A 20,910-nucleotide genomic window follows, 5' to 3' on the forward strand; every position below is an offset into this window, starting at 1 on the left:
TCGAGAGCACACCCCTGGAGCACCTGATGGCCGCAACACCCTTCTCTGCCAGGCAGCTCAGCCGCCGCTCGATCCTGCGCGGCGGACTCGGCGCCGTCGCCGCGTCGGCGGCCGGCGTACCGCTGCTGTCCGCCTGTGGTGGCGACGACTCCGGCGGCAACGCCAAGGAGATGTCGTTCTGGAACTTCTACGGCCCGTCCGACGACCAAGGCCCACAGAGCAAGTGGTTCGTCGACACCGTCGCGGAGTGGAACAAGAACAACGACGTCAAGGTCAAGCTGCGCTACATCCCCGGCAAGGACTACCTGAACGGGACCACCCTGCAGACCGCGTTCCAGTCGGGGCAGGGCCCGGACATCTTCCTGATCAGCCCCGGCGACTTCCTGCGCTACTACAACGGCGGCGTACTGCAGGACCTCGGCTCGGCGTTGTCCGACGAGTCGAAGGCCGACTACCTGCCCGGCCTGCTCGAGGCGCGCAGCGTCGACGGCAAGGTCTACGGCCTGCCGATGGAGATCGAGCCGCTGGCGATGTACTACAGCGAGACCGCGTTCGAGAAGGCCGGCCTGTCCGAGGCGGACCTGCCGAAGACCTGGGACCAGACCATCGCGATCGCGGAGAAGCTGACCGGCAAGGACCGGTACGGCGTGATGTTCGAGACCCTGCCCGGCTACTACCAGAACTTCACCTGGTACCCGTTCCTCTGGCAGGGCGACGGTACGCCGATCAAGGACGGCAAGGTCGCGTTCGACTCGCCGGCCGCCGTCCAGGCACTGAAGTTCTGGCAGGACTCCATCCAGCACAAGGTGGCCCCGCGGAAAGCGCTCGGCGACGGTGGTGGCGACGTCGTGTCGAACCTCGGTTCCGGTGCGGCCGCGATGCAGCAGAGCGGCATCTGGGCGGTCGCCGACCTGCGGGCGAAGGCCAAGACCTTCAAGTACGGCATCATTCCGCACCCGACCCCGGACGGCGGCAAGCCGGCCACCGACCTCGGCGGCTGGGCGTTCGTGGCCAACTCCAAGGGCGCGAACCCGGAGGCCGCGGCGAAGTTCATCACCTGGGCGCTCGGCTCGACCGATGCCGCCGGCATCGAACGCCAACGGCAGTGGAACACCGTCGTGAAGACCAACCTGCCGCCGCGCAAGTCGGTCCAGCAGGCCGCGGACGCCAAGGGTGCGTTCGCCGACGGCGCGCTGAAGAAGTTCGTCAGCGAGATCGCGCCGACCGGCAAGCCGGAGCCGCGGTTCCCACCGGAGGTGTACCAGCCGATCGCGGACGCGATCCAGGCCTGCCAGCTGAACGCGTCCGACCCCGCCAAGGCGGCGGCTGACGCGGCGGCCAAGATCGACACCTTCCTGAAGACCTATCAGGGCGCGCCGATCAGCTGATGGTGACCACGACAGCCCCTCCCACCACCGCACGGAAGAAGGCCCAGGCACCCAGAGCCAAGGCCGGAATGACGCGGAAACGGCGCGAGGCACTGGCGGCGTACGCCTTCCTCGCTCCGGACACCATCGGCCTGCTGATCTTCGTCGCACTACCGATGGTGCTCGCCTTCGGCGTCGCGTTCTTCAAGGTCGATGGCTTCGGCAACTACCAGTACGTCGGTCTGGCCAACTACAAGTTGATGGCCGGCGACGACCAGCTCTGGGCGTCGCTGAAGGTCACCGCGATCTACGTCGTCACCTTCGTACCGATCGCGTTCGTCGTGAGCTTCGCGCTGGCCATGCTGGTCCGCAACCACTTCAAGGGCATCGGCTGGGTCCGCTCGGCGTTCTTCCTGCCGAACGTGGTCAGCCTGGTCGTGGTCGGCCTGATCTGGCAGTTCCTGCTGGTCGACAAGCGCGGTGCGCTGTCCAAGCTCCTCGCGCCGTTCGGCCTCGGCGACGTGTCCTTCCTCGGTACGCCGTCCCTCGCGCTCGGCACCTATGTGGTGATCAGTGTCTGGTTCCTGATGGGGTATCAGATGCTGGTCTTCCTGGCCGGGCTGAAAGACGTGCCTAAGGAGCTCGAGGACGCCGCGCAGATCGACGGCGCGAGCTCGTGGCAACGATTCCGCTACGTGATCTGGCCGCTGCTCCGCCCGACCAGCTTCTTCGTCGTGGTCAACTCGACGATCGGCGCGGTCACCGGTCTGCAGGCGTTCGACCTGGTCTTCGTTCTCACCAAGGGCGGACCGGCCCGCGCCACCAGCACGGTCGTGCTCTACATCTACGAGCAGGCGTTCACCTTCAACAACATGGGGTACGCCGCTGCGCTGACCACCGTGGTCGTCGCGATCCTGGTGATCTGCACCGGCCTGATGTTCGGCTTCACCCGAGGAGGCCGCTTCGATGAGGATTAGATTCCTGCCCATCCTGGCGCACGTACTGGCGATCATCGCCGTACTGCCGTTGCTGTGGATCGCGATCAGCGCGCTCAAGCCGGCCGAGGACGTCTTCAACTTCGGCTGGCCGACCACCTGGACGCTGGACAATCTGCAGTACGTCCTGCTGAAGATCCCGATGCCGCGGTTCATGCTGAACAGCGCGATCGTGTCGGTCGTCGTCACCGTGGTCGCGTTGTTCTTCCACTCGATGGCGGCGTACGCGCTGGCCCGGCTGCGGTTCCCGGGACGCGGGATCATCTTCTCCGGCATCATGTCGACGCTGCTGGTGTCGCTGCCGGTGATCCTGGTGCCGCTGTTCCTGGTGGCCAAGCAACTCGGGCTGCTGGACAGCTATGCCGGCCTGATCGTGCCCAGCATTTTCCATGCCTTCGGCATCTTCCTGCTCCGGCAGTACTACCTGAACATCCCACGGGAGCTGGAGGAGGCGGCCGACCTGGACGGCTGCGGGTACTGGCGGCGGTACTGGAGCGTCATCCTGCCGCTCAGCCGGCCGGTGCTCGCGTCGCTGGCGGTGCTGTTCTTCCTGGCCAACTGGAACGCGTTCCTGTGGCCGCTGACCATCACCAGGAACCCGGACCTGCGGGTGATCCAGCTCGGTGTGTCCGGGATGCAGGGGCAGTACGCCTCGGCCTGGAACCTCATTCTCGCGGCCGCGGTGATCGCGGCCATCCCGACGGTCGTGGTGTTCGTCGCGGGCCAGAAACGTCTGGTCGACGCGATGAAGACGACCGGCCTCAAGTAAAGGAACGCTCATGAAGCGTGGGGCTCTGCTCGCTGTCCTGCCGCTGGTCTTCGGAACGGCGACACTGCTCACCCAGTCCTCCGACTCGCCGCCGGTTGCCGCCACGTCGACCGCCGTCGGCACAGCGCAGGTGGAGTCGAAGGGGACACCCAGCCCGAGCGACGGCGACCTGTGGCCGTCCTGCTGGGCCGGCAACGACAAGCTGTACGCCGCGAACGGCGACGGCAAGGGCTTCAGCCTGGACCAGGACTTCGCCGACATCGCGGTCAGCGAGATCGACGGAACGCCGGGGAACTTGTCCGGGGCAACTATCTCGAAGGGCGACCAGGTCGGATCGATCTGGAGCGGACCCGGGTACAACCGCAAACCCACCGGGATGGTGTGCGTCGGGGACACGATGTACCTGGCGGTCCAGGACCTCGCGCTGGACTTCAACGACGTACCGGCCGCGACGATCCTGAAGTCCACCGACCACGGGCGGACCTGGACCTGGGACAAGAGCAAGCCGATGTTCTCCGACCATGTGTTCACGACGATCTGGTTCGCGGACTTCGGGAAGGGCGGGGCGCTTGCGCCGGACGGGTACGTCTATGCCTATGGGCTGGACGGGAACTGGCGGGATTCGTTCGACGACACGGTGGCGGATCCGCAGAGCGTGTTCCTGGCCCGGGTGCCTCGCGGGAAGGTCCAGGATCGCGGGGCATGGAAGTTCTACACCGGGTCCGGATGGTCGGCGAAGATCGCGGACCGGAAGCCGGTGCTGACCGACCAGCGGCGGCTGTACGCACAGACGTACGGGACGAACGCGTCGAACCTGAGTGTGATCAGTCAGGGCGGGGTCACGTACCTGGCTCAGCAGGAGCGGTACGTGTACACGTCCTGGACGGAGTACACCTTCGAGTTCTACGAGTCGCCGACGCCGTGGGGTCCATGGAAGCACTTCATGAGCAAGGACTTCGGCGGGTATCCGTGGTCGACCTCGAAGTACGGCGGGTACGGCGTGACCATCCCGTCGAAGTTCGTACAGCCGGACGGCAAGACGATGTACATCCAGGCGAACGTCTGCCCATGTGGTGGCGGTGGCATCGGTACGTCGGTCTACAACTTCAACCTGCGCAAGCTCGTCTTGACGCCGTCGTCCGATGCGCCGGCTGACAATCTGCCTGGACCCGAGAACCTGGCGGCGCCGTCTTCGGGTGCCGTCGCGATCTCCAAGTCGACGCAGTCCGGGAGTCTGGCGCTGATGAACGACGGTGCGACGATCGGGAGCGAGACCGACTTCGACGACGAGGTGAAGGGTGCGTCGTGGTGGGGTTACCAGTGGCCGTCTCGCCACAAGGTGAACAACGTGTCATTCACCTCGGGTGCGGTGTCGGCACAGGGTGGGTTCTTCACGGGTCGGACGCGGGTGCAGGTTCGTCAGAACGGTCAGTGGGTCGAGGTCGGCGCGCAGACAGTGTCACCGGCGTACCCGGGTGATGTCTCGGCCGGTGCGAACACGACGTACACGATCACGTTCCCGGTGCAGGAGACCGATGGTGTGCGGGTGATCGGGTTGCCAGGCGGGACGCGGAGCTTCACGTCCGTGTCGGAATTGGCGGTCAGGTACGTCGCTCAACTCGCGGATGGTGGCTTCGAGGGGACCGGCGGCGGGAAGCCGGCGTGGCTGTTCGAGGGTACGGCGGCCAACGGCGTCGACCGTGGACTCGGCTTCGCCCACTCCGGCGCGAACAACGGCTGGATCCGCTGCACCTGCACCGGGTGGAGTGCCCTGTACCAAACCATCCCCGTCACCCCAGGCGCCACCTATACCTTCGGCTCCTGGATCAACGCCTCCGCCAACCTGCCCGCCGACCAAGGCCGCTTCGGCGTCCGCAACGGCACCGAGGACCTGGCCTCCACCACCTTCGGAGCCTCCACCGGCTACGTCCACCACGAAGTCACCGTCAAGGTCCCGGCCAATATCCACGAGCTAACCGTCTACGCCGGATTCAACGCCCCCAACGTCGACACCTTCATCCAGGTCGACGACTTCACGGTGGGGTAGGCGGACGCCCAGCACTCACCAACTGCCGAAAATCGCCGCCGGCACGCTCATTCCCCGCGTACGGCGCCGGTGACCCAGCAGTTGATGAGTGCTGCAGGTCCGCGGTTCAGGGCCAGGGCAGCAGATCGGGCAGCTGGCCGCGGAGCGGGGTGGCGGGGGTGCGGCCCGCGTACCAGGCGGTGAGGGCTTGGAGTTCGCCGGTGAGGGTTCGGGGTTCGCCGGCGCCGGACTGCCAGGTGGGGCCTTCGGTGGGGACCAGGATGAGGGTGATGTCCTCGGGCGTGCGGGGGCGGAGGAACTCCAGGAGGTGCAGGCAGAAGGCGGGAGGCCAGTCGGCTGGGGTGATGGCCAGGCCCAGGTCTGTGGTGTGGATGAGGAGCTCGCGCCAGGTCGTGTTGAGGGCGGCGGCCAGGTTGCTGGTGCGGTGGGTGATGGGGCGCTGCCAGTCGTCGGGCGTGAGTTTGCCGAAGGCGGTGAGCAGGCCGGTGGTGGCCGAGCTGAGGTGGGACTCGAGCTCGGCGGCCGGGCGGTTGGCGCCGGCGTCGATGGCTGCGTCCCGGGCTGGGCGGCCGCCGTCGTAGAACTCGACGAGCCGATCCCGGAGGACTTCCTCCACCTGCCGCGTCATCGCCTCGGAGAAGTTCGCGATGTGGGTGATGACGTGACCGCGGGACCAGCCGGGCAGGACGGACGCACCGCGGGCGGTCTCGTCGTCCAGGTCCGTCACCAACGCGGTCAGTTGCGCGACTGCTGTCTTGACGTCGTTCAGGGCCACAAGCGCTCCTTGGTCCAGGGAAGAGTCGGGTCGTCGAGCCGGTAGCGAAGGCGGAGGTGGCGACGGTCCGGATCCGCCTGCCAGAACTCCACCTCGTCGGCTCGCAGCGTGTAGAGAGTCCAGTTCGACGCCACCACACCAGGCTCGGCGTTCAACCGCTCGACCTGCTCCGTGACCGCCGCCTCGATGTCGGCCGGATCCTTCAGTACGGCGCTCTGCCTTCCAGCCAGCGTCTCGGCCCGGGCAGGCGCCGGACGGGACAGGAAGTCCCGCGCCGAGATCTCCGGATCCGCGGCCTCAACCGTCCCCAGCACGCGCACCTGGCGTCCGAGCGGGATCCAGTAGAAGGTCAGAGCGGCGTACGGCGTGGCGGCGAGCTCCTCGCCCTTCCGGCTGGTCGACGACGAGGCGAACTGCCATCCGTCCTCGGTGATGTCCTTCAGGATCAGGACCCGCCCGTTCGGACGCCCGTCGGCGCGCACCGTCGACAGCGTCGCGGCACATGGCTCCGGGATCTGCTGGTCGACCGCGGTCAGCAGCCATTCGACGAACAGCGGATGCGGTGTCTCCGGCGTGAGCGCCGGATCGAACGCCGGCGGAGTCCCTGTCAACGTCGGGACTGCGCGCAGTCTGGTGCGGAGGTCGGTCATCGAGTGCCTAACGGTAGGTACGGCCTGTCGCGTTAGTGACCCTAGAGCAGCAACTCACATGGCAGCAACCCGATATCTCATTAGACTGCGACCGTGAGTACGCTGGCTTTCGCTCTCGCAGCGACGATTCGGCACGATGGCAACGGTGGTGTCGCGGACCTTCTCGCGACGCCCGCCGACGCCGCCACCTGGGTCGAGCAGCACGGGGATCTCGTCGCGGAGGTGCTCGGCCGCCCGTTCGAGGGCCCCGACGACGCGCGAGACGAACTCGTGCGCGTCCGGGGCGCCGTACGAGCACTCTTCGCCCGTGCGGTCGCGCCGCGCCCCGCGAGTACGGCGGATGCGGATCGGCTGATCGATGCCGGGGCGGCACTGCGAATGGTGAACCGCGCTGCCGACCGGCTCGGGACCACCCAGTTGGACTGGCCCGAAGACGGCGTACCGGTCACCAAGTGGGCTGGGCGGACCGACGATCCGGTCGCGCTGCTGGTCGGTGCGGTCGGTCGTTCCGCGATCGACTTCCTGGCCGGCCCGGACCGCGCCCGGCTGCGGGCCTGCCCGGCGGCGCGCTGTGTGAAGTACTTCCTCCAGGACGATCCGCGCCAGACCTGGTGCTCCCCGTCCTGCGGGAACCGCGAGCGCGTGAACCGCCATTACCGCCGGCGGCACGGCCGATAGCCTGTGGGCTATGACCGTCGCACGTTTCAAGGACTTGTGTATCGATGTGACGTGCCCGAGCGCGATGACGGCGTTCTGGGGGAACATCCTGGGGCTGACCTCGCCGGCCGACAACCCGAACGTGCTGGTCGGCGACGTACCCGAGAAGACCATCTGGATCAACAAAGTGGACGAGCCGCGGACGGTGAAGCAGCGCGTCCATCTGGACGTCGCCACCGGCGCGATCGCGGACCTCGAGCGGCAGGGCGCGACGATCCAGGTGCCGGCCAGTGACGAGCAGCTGTGGACCGTGATGGAGGACCCGGAGGGCGGCGAGTTCTGCGGGTTCGTGCGCACCACCGTCCCGGCGTACAAGGTGCTGGAGCTGATCGTCGACGCAGCCGATCCCGAGGCGCAGGCACGCTGGTGGCATGGCGTGGTCGGTGGTGACTTCGGCAGTCGGCCGGGTACGCCGTACAACTGGCTGGAGAACGTCCCGGGGCTGCCGTTCCCGTACTGGGTCTTCGTGCCGGTGCCGGAGCCGAAGGCGGTGAAGAACCGGGTGCACTGGGATGTCACCGCGCCCGCGCTGCAGCCGGTGCTCGATGCGGGTGCGACACTGCTGCGGCCCAAGGACGGCGAGATCGGCTGGACCGTCTGCGCCGACCCTGAGGGCAACGAGTTCTGCGTGTTCGTACCCCCGGCGGAGGACGCTTGATGAACAAGCTCGACCTGACCATGCCCGGCCCGGAGCTGACCGAGGCGCTGGTCAACATCTCCTCGGTCAGTGGGACGGAGGAGACGCTCGCGGACGAGGTCGAGGCGGCGCTGTCGGCGTACGCCCATCTGAAGGTGTTCCGGCACGGCAATACCGTCGTCGCGCGCACCGATCTCGGCCGGGACGAGCGGATCGTCGTCGCCGGGCACCTCGACACCGTGCCGCTGAACGACAATCTCCCGGCCCGGCGCGCCGACGGCCTGATCCACGGGCTCGGCGCCTGCGACATGAAGGGCGGGGTCGCGGTCGGGCTCCGGCTCGCCGCGACGCTGGCCGAGCCGAACCGCGACGTCACGTACGTCTTCTACGACTGTGAAGAGGTCGAGGCCGAGCGGAACGGCCTGTTCAAGCTGACCCGGTCGAACCCGGAGCTCCTCGAGGGCGTGTTCGCGGTCGTGATGGAGCCGTCGAACGCGGTCGTCGAGGCCGGTTGCCAGGGCACGATGCGGATCGAGGTCACCACCCGCGGCGAGCGGGCGCACTCGGCCCGGTCCTGGATGGGGAAGAACGCGATCCACGCCGCGGGCGAGATCCTCGCGCGACTGGCGGCGTACGAGCCGCGGCGGGTGCCGATCGACGGCCTGGAGTACCGCGAGGGCCTGAACGCGGTCGCGATCCGCGGTGGCGTCGCGGGCAACGTCGTACCGGATCTGTGCACGGTGGAGATCAACTACCGTTTCGCGCCGAGCCGGTCGGAGGCGGAGGCGGAGGCGCACCTCCGGGAGGTGTTCGACGGGTTCGAGATCGCCGTCACCGACTCTGCTCCGGGCGGGCTGCCGGGGCTGGAGCGGCCGGCCGCGGCGGCGTTCCTGCAGGTGGTCGGGGGTGAGCCGAAGCCGAAGTTCGGATGGACCGACGTGGCCCGGTTCACGCTGCTCGGCGTACCGGCGGTGAACTACGGGCCCGGCGACCCGCTGTACGCGCACAAGCAGGACGAGTTCGTGCCGGAGGCCGAGATCGAGCTGTGTGAACAAAGGTTGAGGACTTGGTTGACGGAGCCCGCGTAGATACCTGACGACCTAATCTGGGGGTATGGCAGAACCCTCGATCCACCCCGACCGCCCGCCCGGCCACCAGCAGCGCGGGCCGGTGGTGATGCGCCGCAACCAGGTGCAGCAATCCACGTCGGAGCAGCGCCTGCTGGACAGCCGCGGCCCGAGCGACTGGGTGCACACCGACCCGTGGCGGGTACTGCGGATCCAGTCGGAGTTCATCGAGGGCTTCGGCATGCTCGCAGAGCTCGGCGCCGCGATCAGCGTGTTCGGTTCGGCCCGGACGAAGCCGAACGAGCCGATGTACGCCGCCGCCGAGGAGTTCGGGCGGAAGCTGGTCGGCTCCGGTTACGCCGTGATCACCGGCGGTGGACCCGGTGTGATGGAGGCGGCGAACAAGGGCGCCTCCGAGGCCGGCGGCGTGTCGGTCGGGCTCGGCATCGAGCTGCCCTTCGAGAACGGCCTGAACGAGTGGGTCGACGTCGGGATGAACTTCCGCTACTTCTTCACCCGCAAGACCATGTTCGTGAAGTACGCGCAGGGGTTCGTGGTGATGCCGGGCGGGTTCGGCACGCTGGACGAGCTGTTCGAGGCGCTCACGCTGGCCCAGACCCGGAAGGTCACGTCGTTCCCGGTCGTCCTGTTCGGTACGTCGTACTGGGGTGGGCTGGCGGACTGGCTGCGGGACACGATGCTCGTGGACGGGAAGATTTCCGCGGCCGACCTGGAGATGTTCACCATCACCGACGACGTGGACGAGGCGATCAGCTACATCGTCAAGGCTGGTGAAGGGGCCGATGCCGCCGCTGAGGAGGCCGCGGCCGCCGCCGCTCGGGACGTGGCTGAGGCGAACAACCCGGAGGCCCGCGAGCGTCGCGAGGCGCACCGGCTCGGCTCGGACGGGAGCTGAACCGGCCCGTGAAGCACGGCCGAAACCCTGCCGACTGTGCGGGTGACTGGAGCGGCATGGCACGATCGGACCCGTGATGTGGTTCTTCGGGCTGATCGTGGTGCTGTTGATCGGGGCTGTCGCAGTGGTGGCCTCGGGTCGTTGGGGTGCCATGAGTACGGCGTACGACGATCGGCCTGATATGACCGTGCCGGCGCGGCAGGCGCTGAGCTCGGCCGACATCGAGTCGGCCCGGTTCGCGGTCGGACTGCGCGGCTACCGGATGGACGAGGTGGACACGCTGCTCGAGCGGGTCGCGAAGGAGGTCGCCGAGCGCGACCGCCGGATCGCCGACCTCGAGCGTGCCGTCGCGCCGATCGTCGAGGCGCCGGACGGGGCGGGATTCACGTCCCGGTCCAGGTACAGCGCGACCGACTTCGACGACACCGGGGCGCAGAAGCCGATCATGGTCGGTGGCGACTTCCCGGAGTCGGACACCTCGGAGCAGCCTGTCGTGACGTCCGAGGAGGCCGCCCCGTCGCCCGGGCAGCCCAGCGTGTCGCCGGAGCAGGCGTCCGCCGGAGGCCAGCAGGCCGGATCCGCCTCGCCCACGCCCGGCGGTGCGCAGGCCGCCGGCGGCGCTCAGATCGCGGGCGGTGCGCAGGCCGCCGCTGGCGTGCAGCCTCCGGCTGGGGCGCGGCCTGCTGCGGCTCAGGACGTGTCGCCGGCCGCCGCCCGGCCGCCCCTGACTTTGCAGCAGCCTGTCGCTGCCGATGAGCCTGAGACTGCCGAGCAGCCTGTCACCACCGAGCAGACGGCTGCAGAGCGGTCCGCCGCTTCCCACGCGGCTGCGGCGGACGAGTACGAGCGTCTGCAGGCCGAGGCCCGCGCAGTCCTCGAAGCCCAGTCCCAGCCCGGACCGCCCCGGCGTACTCCGGCGGAACGTCAGCCTGCCCCTCAGCAGTCGACACCGCCTCGGCAGTCGGACACACCGGCTCCCGAGACCGAATCCGCGTCGTACGAGCCCGAGGGCGAGGCGTGGTACCAGCGGCCCGCCCCCGAGCAGCCGCCCGCGGCTGACGGCTCACAGCCGGGCCAGCAGCGGTCGGTGCCGGCGGCCGGGCCGCAGCCCGCCCCGACGCCGCACTGGATGCTGCCCGATCCGGCGCCTCAGCACGAGGAGCCGGCGCCGCCTGAGCAGGGTGCTTACCAGCGGCCGAGCTGATGAACCCCGACGGGAACTGTCATGCGGAAGCGTCGGTTTATCTGTCGTTGAGTCCGCAGGCAGCCTGGGATGCCGCGATCGACTGGGAGCGGCAATCGCGATGGATGCTGCTGACCCGCGTCTGGGCGACCGAGCACGACGGCGTTGGTGTCGGCGGTGGGATCGCGGCGCGCACTTCTGTCGGTGGCTTGGGGTTCACTGACGACATGGTGATCACACATTGGGATCCGCCGCGCGAGTGCACGGTGAAACATCTCGGTACCGTCGTCGCCGGCACCGGGACGTTCTCGATCGTTCCTACCGGCGTCGGGAGCACCTTCACGTGGGCGGAGGACGTCGTACCGCCATGGGGGAAGGTCGGTCGGACGGGGTGGCCGGTGGTGCGGCCGGCGTTCGAGGTGCTGATGCGGATCTCGTTGCGGCGGTTGGTGCGGGAGGTCGCGCGATGACGGTGATCGGGCCGGACGGCCAGCCGCGGTGCGGGTGGGCGACCTCCGCGCCGGAGTACATCGAGTACCACGACAACGAGTGGGGCCAGGAGATCCGCGACGACCGGGGACTGTTCGAGCGGATGACGCTCGAAGGCTTCCAGTCCGGGCTGTCGTGGATCACCATCCTGCGCAAGCGGGAGAACTTCCGGGCCGCGTTCGCACACTTCGATCCAGAGGTGATCGCGAAGTACGGCACCGACGACTTCGACCGGTTGATGGCCGATCCCGGGATAGTCCGGAATCGCCTGAAGATCAACGCGACGATCTCCAACGCACGTGCGTTGCTGGAGTTGGACGACGGCGAGTTCACTGAACTGCTGTGGTCGTTCCAGCCTGTCGATCGGCCGGCGCCGAAGACGTTGGGCGATGTCCCGGCCACGACGCCGGAGTCCGTCGCGATGTCGAAAGCCCTGAAGAAAAAGGGGTTCGTGTTCGTCGGCCCGACGACGGCGTACGCACTGATGCAGGCCGGCGGCATCGTGAACGACCACCTGTCGACCTGCATCGCCCGTTGATCCTGCGCTGGTACGGCGGCCCGGAACCAGATCGAGGGCAGCCGTTGGTGGCGCGCGCTGAACCAAGCAGGGCACAGCGGCTTTGGTGTGGGCGCTGACTGGTGGTCGCACGCTCGATGCACGTGCAGCTGCATGCGTACTTTGCGGCTTGCAGGTGGCGCGTGCAAGGGCACGATTGCCCGGAAACGCCTGTGCTGGAAGGGATCTGGGCCAATTTGGAACACAAACGGCTGAACGAGTTGTGCTCCGGGCACCGAACGTGATGAGGTGATTCCGGGCTCCCCGACTGTCAGGTGGTTGTCCGGCCGTGACTCGCCCGGCCGGAACGCGGCCGGGGAGCCCACCAAACTTCTCAGCCCCCGCGATCGCGTTGGGCGCACCAACAAACCGCCGTCGGAGGACCTAGCGGCCGGTGAAGGTTGGTTTCTGTTTGGCGACGAAGGAGGCGACGGCGTTGTGGTGGTCTTCGGTGTCGCCGGTTTGTTGCATCTTGCTCGCTTCGTACACCAAGGACTCGGCCAGTGTGTGAGTGGCCGAATAGCCGAGCGACTGCCGCACAGCGCCGTACGCAACGGTCGGCCCATGAGCCAGCTTGGTGGCCAGCTCGGCGGTGGCGGATGAGAGATCGGCGGCGGGCACGACCGACGTGGCCAACCCGAGGTCGAGGGCTTCGGCGGCGGGGATCGTCCGAGGGAAGTACAGCAACTCCACGGCCTTGGCGTGCCCGATCAAACGAGGCAGGGTCCACGAGATGCCGGTGTCGCACGACAGGGCGATGCCGGTGAAGGCGAGGTTGAAGCCGGCCGTGTCAGCAACAACCCGGAAGTCGCACGCGAACGCCATCGACGCGCCGGCACCGGCCGCGACTCCGTTCACGGACGCGATCACCGGCTTCGGCATCTCGGCGAGGGCGAGGGCGATCGGGGCGTAGTGGTCCGGCACGGTGCTCCACAATGCGGCCGTGTCGTTCGCCTCGAGGAGCCCGATGTGTTCCTTCAGGTCCTGGCCGACGCAGAACGCCCGCCCAGTACCGGTGAGCACCACGACGCGTACGGCGTTGTCCTCGGCGGCGGCCTGGACGGTGTCGCGGAGCAGGACCTTGGTCGGCGTGTCGAGCGAGTTCATCGCGTCGGGCCGGTTCAGGGTGATGGTGGCTACGCCGTCGGCGACGGTGTAGGTGACGGAGTCACTCATCGTGGTCAGCTCCTTGACAATCGGTGAGGAATTTCAGTGCAGTGTCAGGCAGTCGTCGACGAAACGCCCGGCCGCGGGGCTCAGTCGTTCGGCGTGGAAATCGAAGTATGCTGCGGCCCGCGTTCCGGCCCAGTCGTCGGGCAACAGTTCGCCCGGCAGGCCCGGGTCGAGGAACAGGAACTTGCGCCATTCGTGCACCAGTTCCGACCGTACGGCGAACGCCTGCTCGTCGGTGGTGTCGTCGCCCGCACCGTCCACCAGGGCCTTCGCCTCGATCAGCCAGGCGTCGTACGAGGCGCCGAGCTCGTCCAGTTTCCAGACCCGGCGGGCGAACTCGACGGCACCGGCGTCGACGGGTGCGCGGAACCGATCCGCGGCGATCCCTTCCACACCGAGGATCTGGTCCACCTCGGCATCGTTGCGCAGGCCGACCCAGGCGCCGTCGGACAGTGGAGCCCAACCCAGGAAGGCGAGTTGACTCGCGAGCTGGTCGCGGCGGCGCGCGTTCGGGACCTCGCGGAGGATGCCGAGATGCCAGTGCTGATCCCAGCCGGAGGAGCCGTTCGTGCCGGCCGGACCGCTGCCGTCAGGGCTGGTGCGGTAGATCCGGGCGGCCGCATCGTCGAGGCGGCGACGCGCCCGGGAGGTCAACGCGTACCCAGGTTGTCCGTCGATCCGGACCGGCTCCAGCCAGCCCTGCCGGACCATCCGCGACACGGCGGTACGCACCGCCGGCGGATGGACGCCCAGCGGCGCAAGCAGCCGGACCAGCGCGGCGACCGGGGCCCGCGCGCCGCGGGCGCGCAGATGGTCGCCGTACAGGTCGAAGAGGGCTGAACGGGCGTGCACAAGAGTTGAGTCTGCCGTATGGTGCACGGCTCTGGCCTGAGATCGGGGATAATGGTTGCGATACACACTGCGATACGCGCCGACGGCGCATCACCGCAACGGCGCCGGCGACGGTTCCCCGCGCGGTGTCGTCGCTCAACACCGACACTGGGAAGGGGTGCGCGCATGGCGGCGATGAAGCCGCGGACGGGCGATGGTCCGCTCGAGGTCACCAAGGAGGGCCGCGGGATCGTGATGCGGGTTCCGCTCGAGGGCGGCGGCCGGCTAGTCGTCGAGCTGAACGCCGACGAAGCGACCGAACTCGGCAACGCGCTCAAGGCCGTCGTCGGCTGAGCGGATCCCCCGAGGTGCCTTCCGTACCTCTGCCAATTCATCGACCCCGGTGGGTGCCTTTTCGGGCACCGGCCGGGGTCGTTACGGTTGGCCCCGGACAATGCAGTCCCCACATTTGATCAAACCAGTGAGGTCCTCCTAGTGGCTCGCCGCAGCAACACGTTCACCTTCCCGACTCTTCCGGCAGTCTCCTGGCAGCCCGGTCTGCCGGTGCACGGCGCCCCGACCTGGGTGATCGTGGTCGGCGAGGGCGGTCTGCCCGCTGCCGCCAAAGAGGCGGGCGAGCGGCTCGGAGTCGATCTCGACCGCCTGTACGAGGTCCAGCAGGCGACCGGCTTCAGCCCGACCGCCGGGGCCACCGCGAGCTATCCGCTGCTGACCGGCGAGGTGACCGAGGTGCTGCTGGTGGGCGCCGGTGACGGCAGCGCCAAGGACCTGCGACACGCCGGGGCCGCGATCGCGAGATTCGGCCGCGGCAAGGACGAGCTCACCGCGGTCGTTGCCGAGGGCATCGACGATGCGACACTGCAGGCCGTCGCGGAGGGCGTCGTACTCGGATCGTTCGGCTACACCCAGAAGACGGTCGACACGGGCAAGCCGGTGGTCGGCCGGGTGACGCTGACCGACGGATCCGCGTCGGAGCGGCAGGCGGTGCTCGACCGCGGCATCGTGCTCGGGCGGACCGGCTGGCTGGCGCGGCAGTTCGCGATCACCCCGTCGAACGAGAAGGACCCGGCCTGGATGGCCGCCCGCGCGACCGAACTGGCGGAGTCGTCCGGTCTCGAGGTCACCGTCTGGGACGAGAAGCAGCTGGCTGCAGACGGGTTCGGCGGCATCCTCGCGGTCGGCAAGGGGTCGACCCGGCCGCCGCGGTTCATCCGGCTCGACTACGTGCCGGCCGGCGCGACCAAGAAGACGCCGTACGTCGTCCTGGTCGGCAAGGGCATCACCTACGACACCGGCGGCCTGTCGCTGAAGCCGCGCGAGGGCATGGTGTCGATGAAGCGGGACATGACCGGCGGCGGTTCGGTGATGGCGACGATGTCGGCGCTGCGCGAGCTCGGCGCGAACGTCCGGGTCACCGGCCTGATCTGCTCCGCGGAGAACATGCCGTCCGGTACGGCGTACCGCCCGGACGACGTGATCCGGCACTACGGCGGCCGCACCACCGAGGTGAAGAACACCGACGCCGAGGGTCGGCTGGTGATGGCCGACGGCCTCGCCTACGCGGTCAAGGAACTGAAGCCGGACGCGATCGTCGACATCGCCACGCTGACCGGTGCGATCAAGGTGTCGCTCGGCTCGATGCTGTACGGCGGGCTGTTCGCGACCGACGACGCGCTCGCGGACAACCTCGCCGACGCCGGCCGCGTGTCGGGCGAGGAGCTGTGGCGGATGCCGCTGGCCGAGCAGTACCAGGAGCTCATCTCGACGCCGATCGCCGACTCGGTGAACAGCTCGAAGGGCCCGGGCTCGATCACCGCGGCCCTGTTCCTGAAGGCGTTCGCGGGCGACATCCCGTGGGCCCACCTGGACCTGTCGTCGATCGCGGAGTCCCCGGCCGACCGCTTCGAGTACTCCGTCGGCGCAACCGGAGCCGGCGCCCGCCTCCTCACCACCTGGCTGACCTCCGAAACCCCAACCTCCGGCATCGGCTGACCCCACCCCGCCCACCCCCGCCCCCGCGCGCTTCGCCCCCGCCCCCGCGGCTTCGCCCCCACCCCGCGCGCTTCGCCCCCCACCCCCGCGCTTCGCGGCGTCTGGTGGGTTGACCCATCAGAGTGTGGGTTCGCCCACGGCACGCGGATGGCCAACCCACAGTCGCGTGGGCTGACCCATCAGGGTTATCCACAAGGGGAGGGAATAGGGAGCGGCGGGTGGCGGAACGAGGGCATGCTGACCTGCGTGAATCCGGAGTTGAAGGAAATCGCGGCCGGCCAAGGTGGCGTGGTCAGTACGCGGCAGGCATGCGCGGCTGGGTATACCCAGGAACAGATCCGCGAACGGCTTGCTGACGGACGCTGGGAGCGTGTGCGCTACGGGCAGTACGCCGAGCGACAGGAGCTGGTCGGCCTGGCGCCATGGGAGCGGCAGCTCGCGCGCCATCGACTCCTCGTTCACGCGGCGATGAACTCGATGAAACCCGGGTCCGCCGTAGTGAGTCATCACTCTGCCCTTGTTCAGTACGGCGTACCGGTCTGGCGCGCAGATCTCAGCGAGGTCCAGTTGACCCGTACGACGGGGCGGAGTGGAGTCAAGGCTGGTGTTCGCCACCATCGCGGACTGCTCGGACTGGCCGACCTGATGCACGTCGACGGTCTGGCAACGACCGCGCTGGCCCGTGCGGTCGTCGAAGCCGCCGCGCGTACGTCGTTCGAGGCAGCGGTGGTGAGTCTGGATGCGGCGTTGCGACATCCGGCCATGAACGCCGACGACCTCCGGCGGCTCGTGGACGTGACCGAGTGCTGGCCGGGCGGCCCGACGATCCGTTCCGCGCTCGCATTCGCCAACCCCCTGTCCGAGTCTGCGGGAGAGTCACGGCTGAGGGTGTTGATGCACAACCAGGGTCTGCCAGTGCCCGAGCTTCAGGTCGTGTTCGAAGACGGCGATGGTTTCGTCGCGCGGGTCGACTTCCACTTCGCCGACCACGACGCCGTCGTCGAGTTCGACGGGCTGACGAAGTACGCCGACGGATCACGGGACACGCTGATCCAGGAGAAGCTCAGGGAGGATCGGCTTCGGGCGTTGGGACTGGAGCTCGTTCGTGTGACGTGGCCCGAGCTCGACCATCCCCATCGCCTCGCAGCCCGCATCCGCGGTGCCTTCGCCCGCTCCCGTCGTACTGCGCTCGCTGGTTGACCCATCGGAGTGTGGGTCGGCTAACGGTGTGCGGTTGGCCAACCCGGCTTCTGATAGGTCGGCCCATCGGAGTGTGGGTTGGCCAGCGGTGTGCGGTTGGCCGACCCGCGTTCTGGTGGGTCAGCCCATCGGAGTGTGGGTTGGCCAGCGGTGTGCGGTTGGCCGACGCGGGTTCTGGTAGGTGAGCCCATCGGAGTGTGGGTTGGCCAGCGGTGTGCGGTTGGCCGACGCGGGTTCTGGTAGGTGAGCCGATCGGAGTGTGGGTTGGCCAGCGGTGTGCGGTTGGCCGACCCGCGTTCTGATAGGTCAGCCCATCAGACGGCAGACGGCAGGCAGGGCCGGGAGGGTGGGGAGGGCCGGGAGGGTGGGGAGAGTGGGCCGCTAGGACTTCCCGATTGCGTTCAGTTCGGCCACTGCGTCGGTGGGGAGGACGAGGTCTCGGGCGGCGGTGTTTTCGCGGAGGTGGGTGAGTGAGGACGTGCCGGGGATGACGATGCTGGTGGTGGAGCGCTGCAGGAGCCAGGCCAGGGCGACCTGCTGAGGTGAGGCGTTCAGGCGGGTGGCGACCTTTGCGAGGGTCTCGGACTGCAGCGGGCTGAAGCCGCCGAGCGGGAAGAACGACGCGAAGGCGATGTTCTCGTCGGCGCAGAAGTCGACCACGTCGTCGTCATCGCGCCGGACCAGGTTGTACAGGTTCTGGACGGTGACGACCGGGGCGATGGTCTGCGCCTCGCGGATCTGCGTGACGGTGACACCGCTCAGCCCGAGGTGCCGGATCAGGCCCTCCTGCTGCAGTTCGGCGAGGGCGGTGAACTCGGCGGCGATCGACTCCTCGCTGCCGCCGTCGTGCGCGGGGGTGCGGAGGTTGACCACGTCGAGGACGTCCAGGCCGAGGTGCTCGAGGTTCTCGTGGACCGCGGCCTTCAGGTCGTCCGGCTCGCGGGCGGGGATCCAGCTGCCGTCGTCGCCGCGGCGGGCACCCACCTTGGTGATCAGGTGCAGGCCGGCCGGGTACGGGTGCAGGGCTTCCTTGATGATCTCGTTGACCACGACCGGGCCGTAGAAGTCGCTGGTATCGATGTGCGTGACGCCCAGGTTGACGGCTTCCCGCAGTACGGCGATCGCCTGGTCGCGGTCCTTCGGCGGCCCGAAGACCCCGGGACCGGCGAGCTGCATGGCGCCGTACCCGATCCGGGTGATGGTGAGGTCGTCGGCGAGGGTGATGGTTGAGTTCGTCATGTCTTCCACTGTTCCTCGGGGTCGGCCAAGGAGGGAGTGTCCCGCTGTTCCTGGGAGTGACAGGACCCAGTCTCCGCGCGTCGGGTCCGACTACCGTGGACGACATGGACAGCTCCAACGCGCTGGGTGAGTATCTCCGAGCCCGGCGCGAACAGGTCCGGCCTGAGGACGTCGGGCTTCGACGGGTCGGCGTACGGCGGGTGCCGGGGTTGCGGCGCGAGGAGGTCGCGATGCTGGCCGGCATCAGCTCGGACTACTACCTGCGGCTGGAGCAGGGCCGCGACCGGCACCCGTCGGTCCAGGTGCTCGAGGCATTGGCCGACGTACTGCGATTGGACGCCGACGCCACGGCCTACCTGGTCGGGCTCGTCCAGGAGCAGCCGCGTGCTGTCCCCAAGCGGCAACGACCCAGGACCGAGCCCTGTGCCGGAGAGCATCCGCGAGCTGATCGACGGCTGGCCGAACAACCCGGCGTACGTGCAGAACAAGTACACAGACGTGCTCGCGGTCAATGCTCTGGGCGCGGCGCTGACGCCGAACTACGCGGTCGGGGTCAACCTGCTCACCGCAGTCCTGCTCGACCCCGCGGAGCAGGCACTGCGGCGAGACTGGGACGAGCTCACCGAGGAGGGCGTCGCCGTACTCCGGTCCGAGCTCGGGTCGGCGGTCGACGATCCCCGGCTGGTCGAGCTCGTCGGCGAACTGTCGGTGCGCAGCGAGCGGTTCCGCCAGCTGTGGGCGCGGCACGACGTCCGCCCGCGCCGCGGCCGGCTGAGTCTCCTGACTCATCCGGACGTCGGAGACCTGGAGCTGAAGTCCGACAAGCTCACCATCGGTGGCACCGACGGTATGACGCTGGTCGTCTTCCACGCCGTACCCGGAAGCCGGAGCATCGAGTCGCTCGCCCTGCTCGGCAGCCTCGTCGCGTCCAACGACACGACCGATGAGACCACCGAGCAGCGTGATCAAACACCTAGGCCCAGCGACTGAAGGCGCCCACGATCTGTGGGTACGCCGCCAGTGCCGTACCCACGTGGTCGACCGCACCCATCGAGTGGACGATGACGTTCGCGCCGCGAGCCCGTAGCGAGGTCGCACAGGCATCCGCGTTGGCGGCCACCACGTCGGTGTCCTTCGTGCCGTTGTACAGGTGCACAGGCACGCGCGGGGTCCAGTCGTGGCAGATCTGGTCGGCTGCCTGCAGCGCGCGCAGGTAGCGACCGGTCGGGTGCGTCAGCCGCTCTATGAACGCCGCCGTGAACAGCTTCTCCGGGGAATCGGGGAGTCCGGCAACGATCTCCTCGTCCGGGTGCGTCCCGTCGAACAGGCCCTCGACCGTGCTCGCGTACGGCTCCTGGAACGCCTCCCGCGGGTCGTCGTACAGGCCGACGGTCCGGTTCCACGCAGTGGTGAAGTAGGCCAGGTAGAACGCGGCGGTCGCGGGCGCCAGCCCACCGTTGAAGGCGGCCGGCAGCTCGGTCCCTTGCAGGTCGTACGGCCCGGCCACGGCCTGCAGAGCGCCGAGGCGGAACGTCGAGACCTCACCCCGGCTGAGCGCCCGTCCCAGGGCGACGGAGGCCCGGCCGCCCTGGGAGAAGCCGGTGACGAGCACGTCGCGCTTGAGGAGGACTCCATGCCTGAGCGCGAACGTGCGAGCCGCGAGCAGCAGATCCGCGGACGCGCTCGTCTCGGTCTTGGTGTCGATGTACGGATGCTCGCCCGGTCCGAGCCCGAGACCGAGGTAGTCGGGCGCGACCCCGACCAGGCCCTGGCCGGCGAAGAGCGCGGTGACGAGCCGGTCGGTCGACTCTTCGGACACGGACGCCGCGTAGGCCTTCGTCGCGGTCGTGCCGTGCAGGTACTCCGCGACGGTCAGCGCGCCGTGGCGGCCGTCTGGCAGGACGACGAGACCGCTCGCGGTAGTGGGCCGGCCGTTGGGGTCGACGGTCCGATAGATCAACCGGTACGCCGTGACGTCGTGCTTGGCCACCGGTGTACCGACGAAGCCCGTCCCGGCCGCGGCTCCGTCCAGTTGGGCTGCGGTCAGCCGGGCGATCGGGACGGCTGACACGAGCGCACCACGCGGGGCATGGACGCTGGTGACGGCGGCTTCCGAGAGCGTCGGCTGGGTGACAGCGGCGTACGCCGAGATCGGGGCCGCGAGCAGCGCGGCCGTGGCGAGAGTGGCGGCAACGGTCTTGGTGATCCGTGGAGTCATGCCTCCAGCCAACCGCTGGGCCGAGCGTGCGACGAGGGTGCTCGGCCCCCGGCTGGAGGTGGACTTTC

At 68.7% G+C, this 20,910-nt stretch carries 21 protein-coding genes and 1 pseudogene; 16 read left to right on the forward strand and 6 right to left on the reverse strand.

The window, feature by feature from the left end:
• The first annotated feature begins 26 nt into the window (after positions 1-26).
• Genes AB0I34_RS28640 through AB0I34_RS28655 form a run of 4 tightly spaced genes read left to right on the forward strand, consistent with a single transcriptional unit; the run spans position 27 to position 5,178 of the window.
• Positions 27-1,388 (forward strand): sugar ABC transporter substrate-binding protein, encoded by a 1,362-nt coding sequence (locus tag AB0I34_RS28640; RefSeq protein WP_360450914.1) that lies wholly within the window; start codon positions 27-29, stop codon positions 1,386-1,388.
• Positions 1,388-2,344, forward strand: a complete 957-nt coding sequence (locus AB0I34_RS28645) for a sugar ABC transporter permease (protein ID WP_360450916.1) — start codon at positions 1,388-1,390, stop codon at positions 2,342-2,344. Before AB0I34_RS28640 ends, AB0I34_RS28645 begins: the two co-directional genes overlap by 1 nt.
• Positions 2,334-3,131: a carbohydrate ABC transporter permease gene (locus tag AB0I34_RS28650; protein ID WP_360450919.1), complete on the forward strand. Its 798-nt coding sequence runs from the start codon at positions 2,334-2,336 to the stop codon at positions 3,129-3,131. The genes AB0I34_RS28645 and AB0I34_RS28650 overlap by 11 nt, the downstream gene beginning before the upstream one ends.
• A gap of 10 nt (positions 3,132-3,141) precedes the next feature.
• Entirely contained in the window at positions 3,142-5,178 is a 2,037-nt protein-coding gene (locus AB0I34_RS28655) for a DUF4185 domain-containing protein (RefSeq protein WP_360450921.1), read from the forward strand.
• 106 nt (positions 5,179-5,284) lie between these two features.
• Here AB0I34_RS28655 and AB0I34_RS28660 read toward each other — a convergent pair whose 3' ends face one another.
• Together AB0I34_RS28660 and AB0I34_RS28665 are read right to left on the reverse strand one after the other, a co-directional pair.
• The gene (locus tag AB0I34_RS28660; protein ID WP_360450923.1) at positions 5,285-5,953 is read right to left on the reverse strand and encodes a maleylpyruvate isomerase family mycothiol-dependent enzyme; all 669 of its coding nucleotides are present in this window, start codon (positions 5,951-5,953) and stop codon (positions 5,285-5,287) included.
• Complete coding sequence (locus AB0I34_RS28665; RefSeq protein WP_360450926.1) at positions 5,944-6,603, reverse strand: pyridoxal 5'-phosphate synthase; 660 nt, start codon at positions 6,601-6,603, stop codon at positions 5,944-5,946. The genes AB0I34_RS28660 and AB0I34_RS28665 overlap by 10 nt, the downstream gene beginning before the upstream one ends.
• Positions 6,604-6,696: 93 nt before the next feature.
• On the opposite strand from AB0I34_RS28665, the gene AB0I34_RS28670 reads away from it, so the two are divergent.
• The 7 genes from AB0I34_RS28670 to AB0I34_RS28700 all read left to right on the forward strand — a co-directional run bounded on the left by AB0I34_RS28670 (position 6,697) and on the right by AB0I34_RS28700 (position 12,150).
• Positions 6,697-7,281 carry an ABATE domain-containing protein gene (locus tag AB0I34_RS28670; protein WP_360450928.1) on the forward strand — a complete coding sequence of 195 codons (585 nt, stop codon included), beginning with the start codon at positions 6,697-6,699 and terminating at the stop codon, positions 7,279-7,281.
• 10 nt (positions 7,282-7,291) lie between these two features.
• Complete coding sequence (locus AB0I34_RS28675) at positions 7,292-7,978, forward strand: VOC family protein (protein WP_360450930.1); 687 nt, start codon at positions 7,292-7,294, stop codon at positions 7,976-7,978.
• Positions 7,978-9,045 carry a succinyl-diaminopimelate desuccinylase gene (gene dapE, locus AB0I34_RS28680; protein ID WP_360450933.1) on the forward strand — a complete coding sequence of 356 codons (1,068 nt, stop codon included), beginning with the start codon at positions 7,978-7,980 and terminating at the stop codon, positions 9,043-9,045. The genes AB0I34_RS28675 and dapE overlap by 1 nt, the downstream gene beginning before the upstream one ends.
• A 25-nt stretch (positions 9,046-9,070) precedes the next feature.
• Positions 9,071-9,940 carry a TIGR00730 family Rossman fold protein gene (locus AB0I34_RS28685; protein ID WP_360450936.1) on the forward strand — a complete coding sequence of 290 codons (870 nt, stop codon included), beginning with the start codon at positions 9,071-9,073 and terminating at the stop codon, positions 9,938-9,940.
• Between the two features lie 76 nt (positions 9,941-10,016).
• The gene (locus AB0I34_RS28690; RefSeq protein WP_360451163.1) at positions 10,017-11,144 is read left to right on the forward strand and encodes a DivIVA domain-containing protein; all 1,128 of its coding nucleotides are present in this window, start codon (positions 10,017-10,019) and stop codon (positions 11,142-11,144) included.
• The gene (locus tag AB0I34_RS28695) at positions 11,144-11,593 is read left to right on the forward strand and encodes an SRPBCC family protein (protein ID WP_360450939.1); all 450 of its coding nucleotides are present in this window, start codon (positions 11,144-11,146) and stop codon (positions 11,591-11,593) included. Before AB0I34_RS28690 ends, AB0I34_RS28695 begins: the two co-directional genes overlap by 1 nt.
• On the forward strand, positions 11,590-12,150 hold the full coding sequence (locus AB0I34_RS28700) for a DNA-3-methyladenine glycosylase I (protein ID WP_360450941.1): 561 nt from the start codon (positions 11,590-11,592) through the stop codon (positions 12,148-12,150). Before AB0I34_RS28695 ends, AB0I34_RS28700 begins: the two co-directional genes overlap by 4 nt.
• A gap of 402 nt (positions 12,151-12,552) precedes the next feature.
• On the opposite strand, the gene AB0I34_RS28705 is transcribed toward AB0I34_RS28700, so the two are convergent.
• Together AB0I34_RS28705 and AB0I34_RS28710 are read right to left on the reverse strand one after the other, a co-directional pair.
• Positions 12,553-13,344 carry an enoyl-CoA hydratase-related protein gene (locus tag AB0I34_RS28705; RefSeq protein ID WP_360450944.1) on the reverse strand — a complete coding sequence of 264 codons (792 nt, stop codon included), beginning with the start codon at positions 13,342-13,344 and terminating at the stop codon, positions 12,553-12,555.
• Positions 13,345-13,377: 33 nt separating this feature from the next.
• A complete protein-coding gene (locus AB0I34_RS28710) occupies positions 13,378-14,193 on the reverse strand; it encodes a PaaX family transcriptional regulator C-terminal domain-containing protein (RefSeq protein ID WP_360450946.1) in 816 nt (271 codons plus the stop codon).
• A 165-nt stretch (positions 14,194-14,358) separates the two neighbouring features.
• On the opposite strand from AB0I34_RS28710, the gene AB0I34_RS28715 reads away from it, so the two are divergent.
• The 3 genes from AB0I34_RS28715 (at position 14,359) to AB0I34_RS28725 (ending at position 17,385) form a co-directional block, all read left to right on the forward strand.
• Positions 14,359-14,526 carry a DUF3117 domain-containing protein gene (locus AB0I34_RS28715; protein WP_012923066.1) on the forward strand — a complete coding sequence of 56 codons (168 nt, stop codon included), beginning with the start codon at positions 14,359-14,361 and terminating at the stop codon, positions 14,524-14,526.
• 141 nt (positions 14,527-14,667) lie between these two features.
• Positions 14,668-16,185, forward strand: a complete 1,518-nt coding sequence (locus AB0I34_RS28720; protein ID WP_360450948.1) for a leucyl aminopeptidase family protein — start codon at positions 14,668-14,670, stop codon at positions 16,183-16,185.
• Positions 16,186-16,431: 246 nt separating this feature from the next.
• Entirely contained in the window at positions 16,432-17,385 is a 954-nt protein-coding gene (locus tag AB0I34_RS28725) for a type IV toxin-antitoxin system AbiEi family antitoxin domain-containing protein (protein ID WP_360450950.1), read from the forward strand.
• A 381-nt stretch (positions 17,386-17,766) separates the two neighbouring features.
• Here AB0I34_RS28725 and AB0I34_RS28730 read toward each other — a convergent pair whose 3' ends face one another.
• Positions 17,767-18,624 carry an oxidoreductase gene (locus AB0I34_RS28730; protein ID WP_360450952.1) on the reverse strand — a complete coding sequence of 286 codons (858 nt, stop codon included), beginning with the start codon at positions 18,622-18,624 and terminating at the stop codon, positions 17,767-17,769.
• A gap of 104 nt (positions 18,625-18,728) precedes the next feature.
• On the opposite strand from AB0I34_RS28730, the pseudogene AB0I34_RS28735 reads away from it, so the two are divergent.
• Both AB0I34_RS28735 and AB0I34_RS28740 read left to right on the forward strand, forming a co-directional pair.
• A pseudogene (locus AB0I34_RS28735) lies at positions 18,729-18,923 on the forward strand (helix-turn-helix domain-containing protein); the annotation flags it as partial.
• A gap of 85 nt (positions 18,924-19,008) precedes the next feature.
• Complete coding sequence (locus AB0I34_RS28740; protein WP_360450954.1) at positions 19,009-19,614, forward strand: hypothetical protein; 606 nt, start codon at positions 19,009-19,011, stop codon at positions 19,612-19,614.
• Here AB0I34_RS28740 and AB0I34_RS28745 read toward each other — a convergent pair.
• On the reverse strand, positions 19,598-20,842 hold the full coding sequence (locus AB0I34_RS28745) for a hypothetical protein (RefSeq protein ID WP_360450956.1): 1,245 nt from the start codon (positions 20,840-20,842) through the stop codon (positions 19,598-19,600). The two genes, AB0I34_RS28740 and AB0I34_RS28745, sit on opposite strands and share 17 nt — an antisense overlap.
• Between the last annotated feature and the right edge of the window lie 68 nt (positions 20,843-20,910).

The sequence above is a fragment of the Kribbella sp. NPDC050281 genome, from assembly GCF_040655855.1.
Taxonomy (GTDB): Bacteria; Actinomycetota; Actinomycetes; order Propionibacteriales; family Kribbellaceae; genus Kribbella.

What these genes read in the sequence shown, in the direction of transcription:
- AB0I34_RS28640 (WP_360450914.1), top strand. Translation starts at nt 27, where the DNA reads ATGGCCGCAACACCCTTCTCTGCCAGGCAGCTCAGCCGCCGCTCGATC.
- AB0I34_RS28645 (WP_360450916.1), top strand. Translation starts at nt 1,388, where the DNA reads ATGGTGACCACGACAGCCCCTCCCACCACCGCACGGAAGAAGGCCCAG.
- AB0I34_RS28650 (WP_360450919.1), top strand. Translation starts at nt 2,334, where the DNA reads ATGAGGATTAGATTCCTGCCCATCCTGGCGCACGTACTGGCGATCATC.
- AB0I34_RS28655 (WP_360450921.1), top strand. Translation starts at nt 3,142, where the DNA reads ATGAAGCGTGGGGCTCTGCTCGCTGTCCTGCCGCTGGTCTTCGGAACG.
- AB0I34_RS28665 (WP_360450926.1), bottom strand. Translation starts at nt 6,603, where the DNA reads ATGACCGACCTCCGCACCAGACTGCGCGCAGTCCCGACGTTGACAGGG.
- AB0I34_RS28675 (WP_360450930.1), top strand. Translation starts at nt 7,292, where the DNA reads ATGACCGTCGCACGTTTCAAGGACTTGTGTATCGATGTGACGTGCCCG.
- dapE (WP_360450933.1), top strand. Translation starts at nt 7,978, where the DNA reads ATGAACAAGCTCGACCTGACCATGCCCGGCCCGGAGCTGACCGAGGCG.
- AB0I34_RS28685 (WP_360450936.1), top strand. Translation starts at nt 9,071, where the DNA reads ATGGCAGAACCCTCGATCCACCCCGACCGCCCGCCCGGCCACCAGCAG.
- AB0I34_RS28690 (WP_360451163.1), top strand. Translation starts at nt 10,017, where the DNA reads ATGTGGTTCTTCGGGCTGATCGTGGTGCTGTTGATCGGGGCTGTCGCA.
- AB0I34_RS28695 (WP_360450939.1), top strand. Translation starts at nt 11,144, where the DNA reads ATGAACCCCGACGGGAACTGTCATGCGGAAGCGTCGGTTTATCTGTCG.
- AB0I34_RS28700 (WP_360450941.1), top strand. Translation starts at nt 11,590, where the DNA reads ATGACGGTGATCGGGCCGGACGGCCAGCCGCGGTGCGGGTGGGCGACC.
- AB0I34_RS28705 (WP_360450944.1), bottom strand. Translation starts at nt 13,344, where the DNA reads ATGAGTGACTCCGTCACCTACACCGTCGCCGACGGCGTAGCCACCATC.
- AB0I34_RS28715 (WP_012923066.1), top strand. Translation starts at nt 14,359, where the DNA reads ATGGCGGCGATGAAGCCGCGGACGGGCGATGGTCCGCTCGAGGTCACC.
- AB0I34_RS28730 (WP_360450952.1), bottom strand. Translation starts at nt 18,624, where the DNA reads ATGACGAACTCAACCATCACCCTCGCCGACGACCTCACCATCACCCGG.
- AB0I34_RS28745 (WP_360450956.1), bottom strand. Translation starts at nt 20,842, where the DNA reads ATGACTCCACGGATCACCAAGACCGTTGCCGCCACTCTCGCCACGGCC.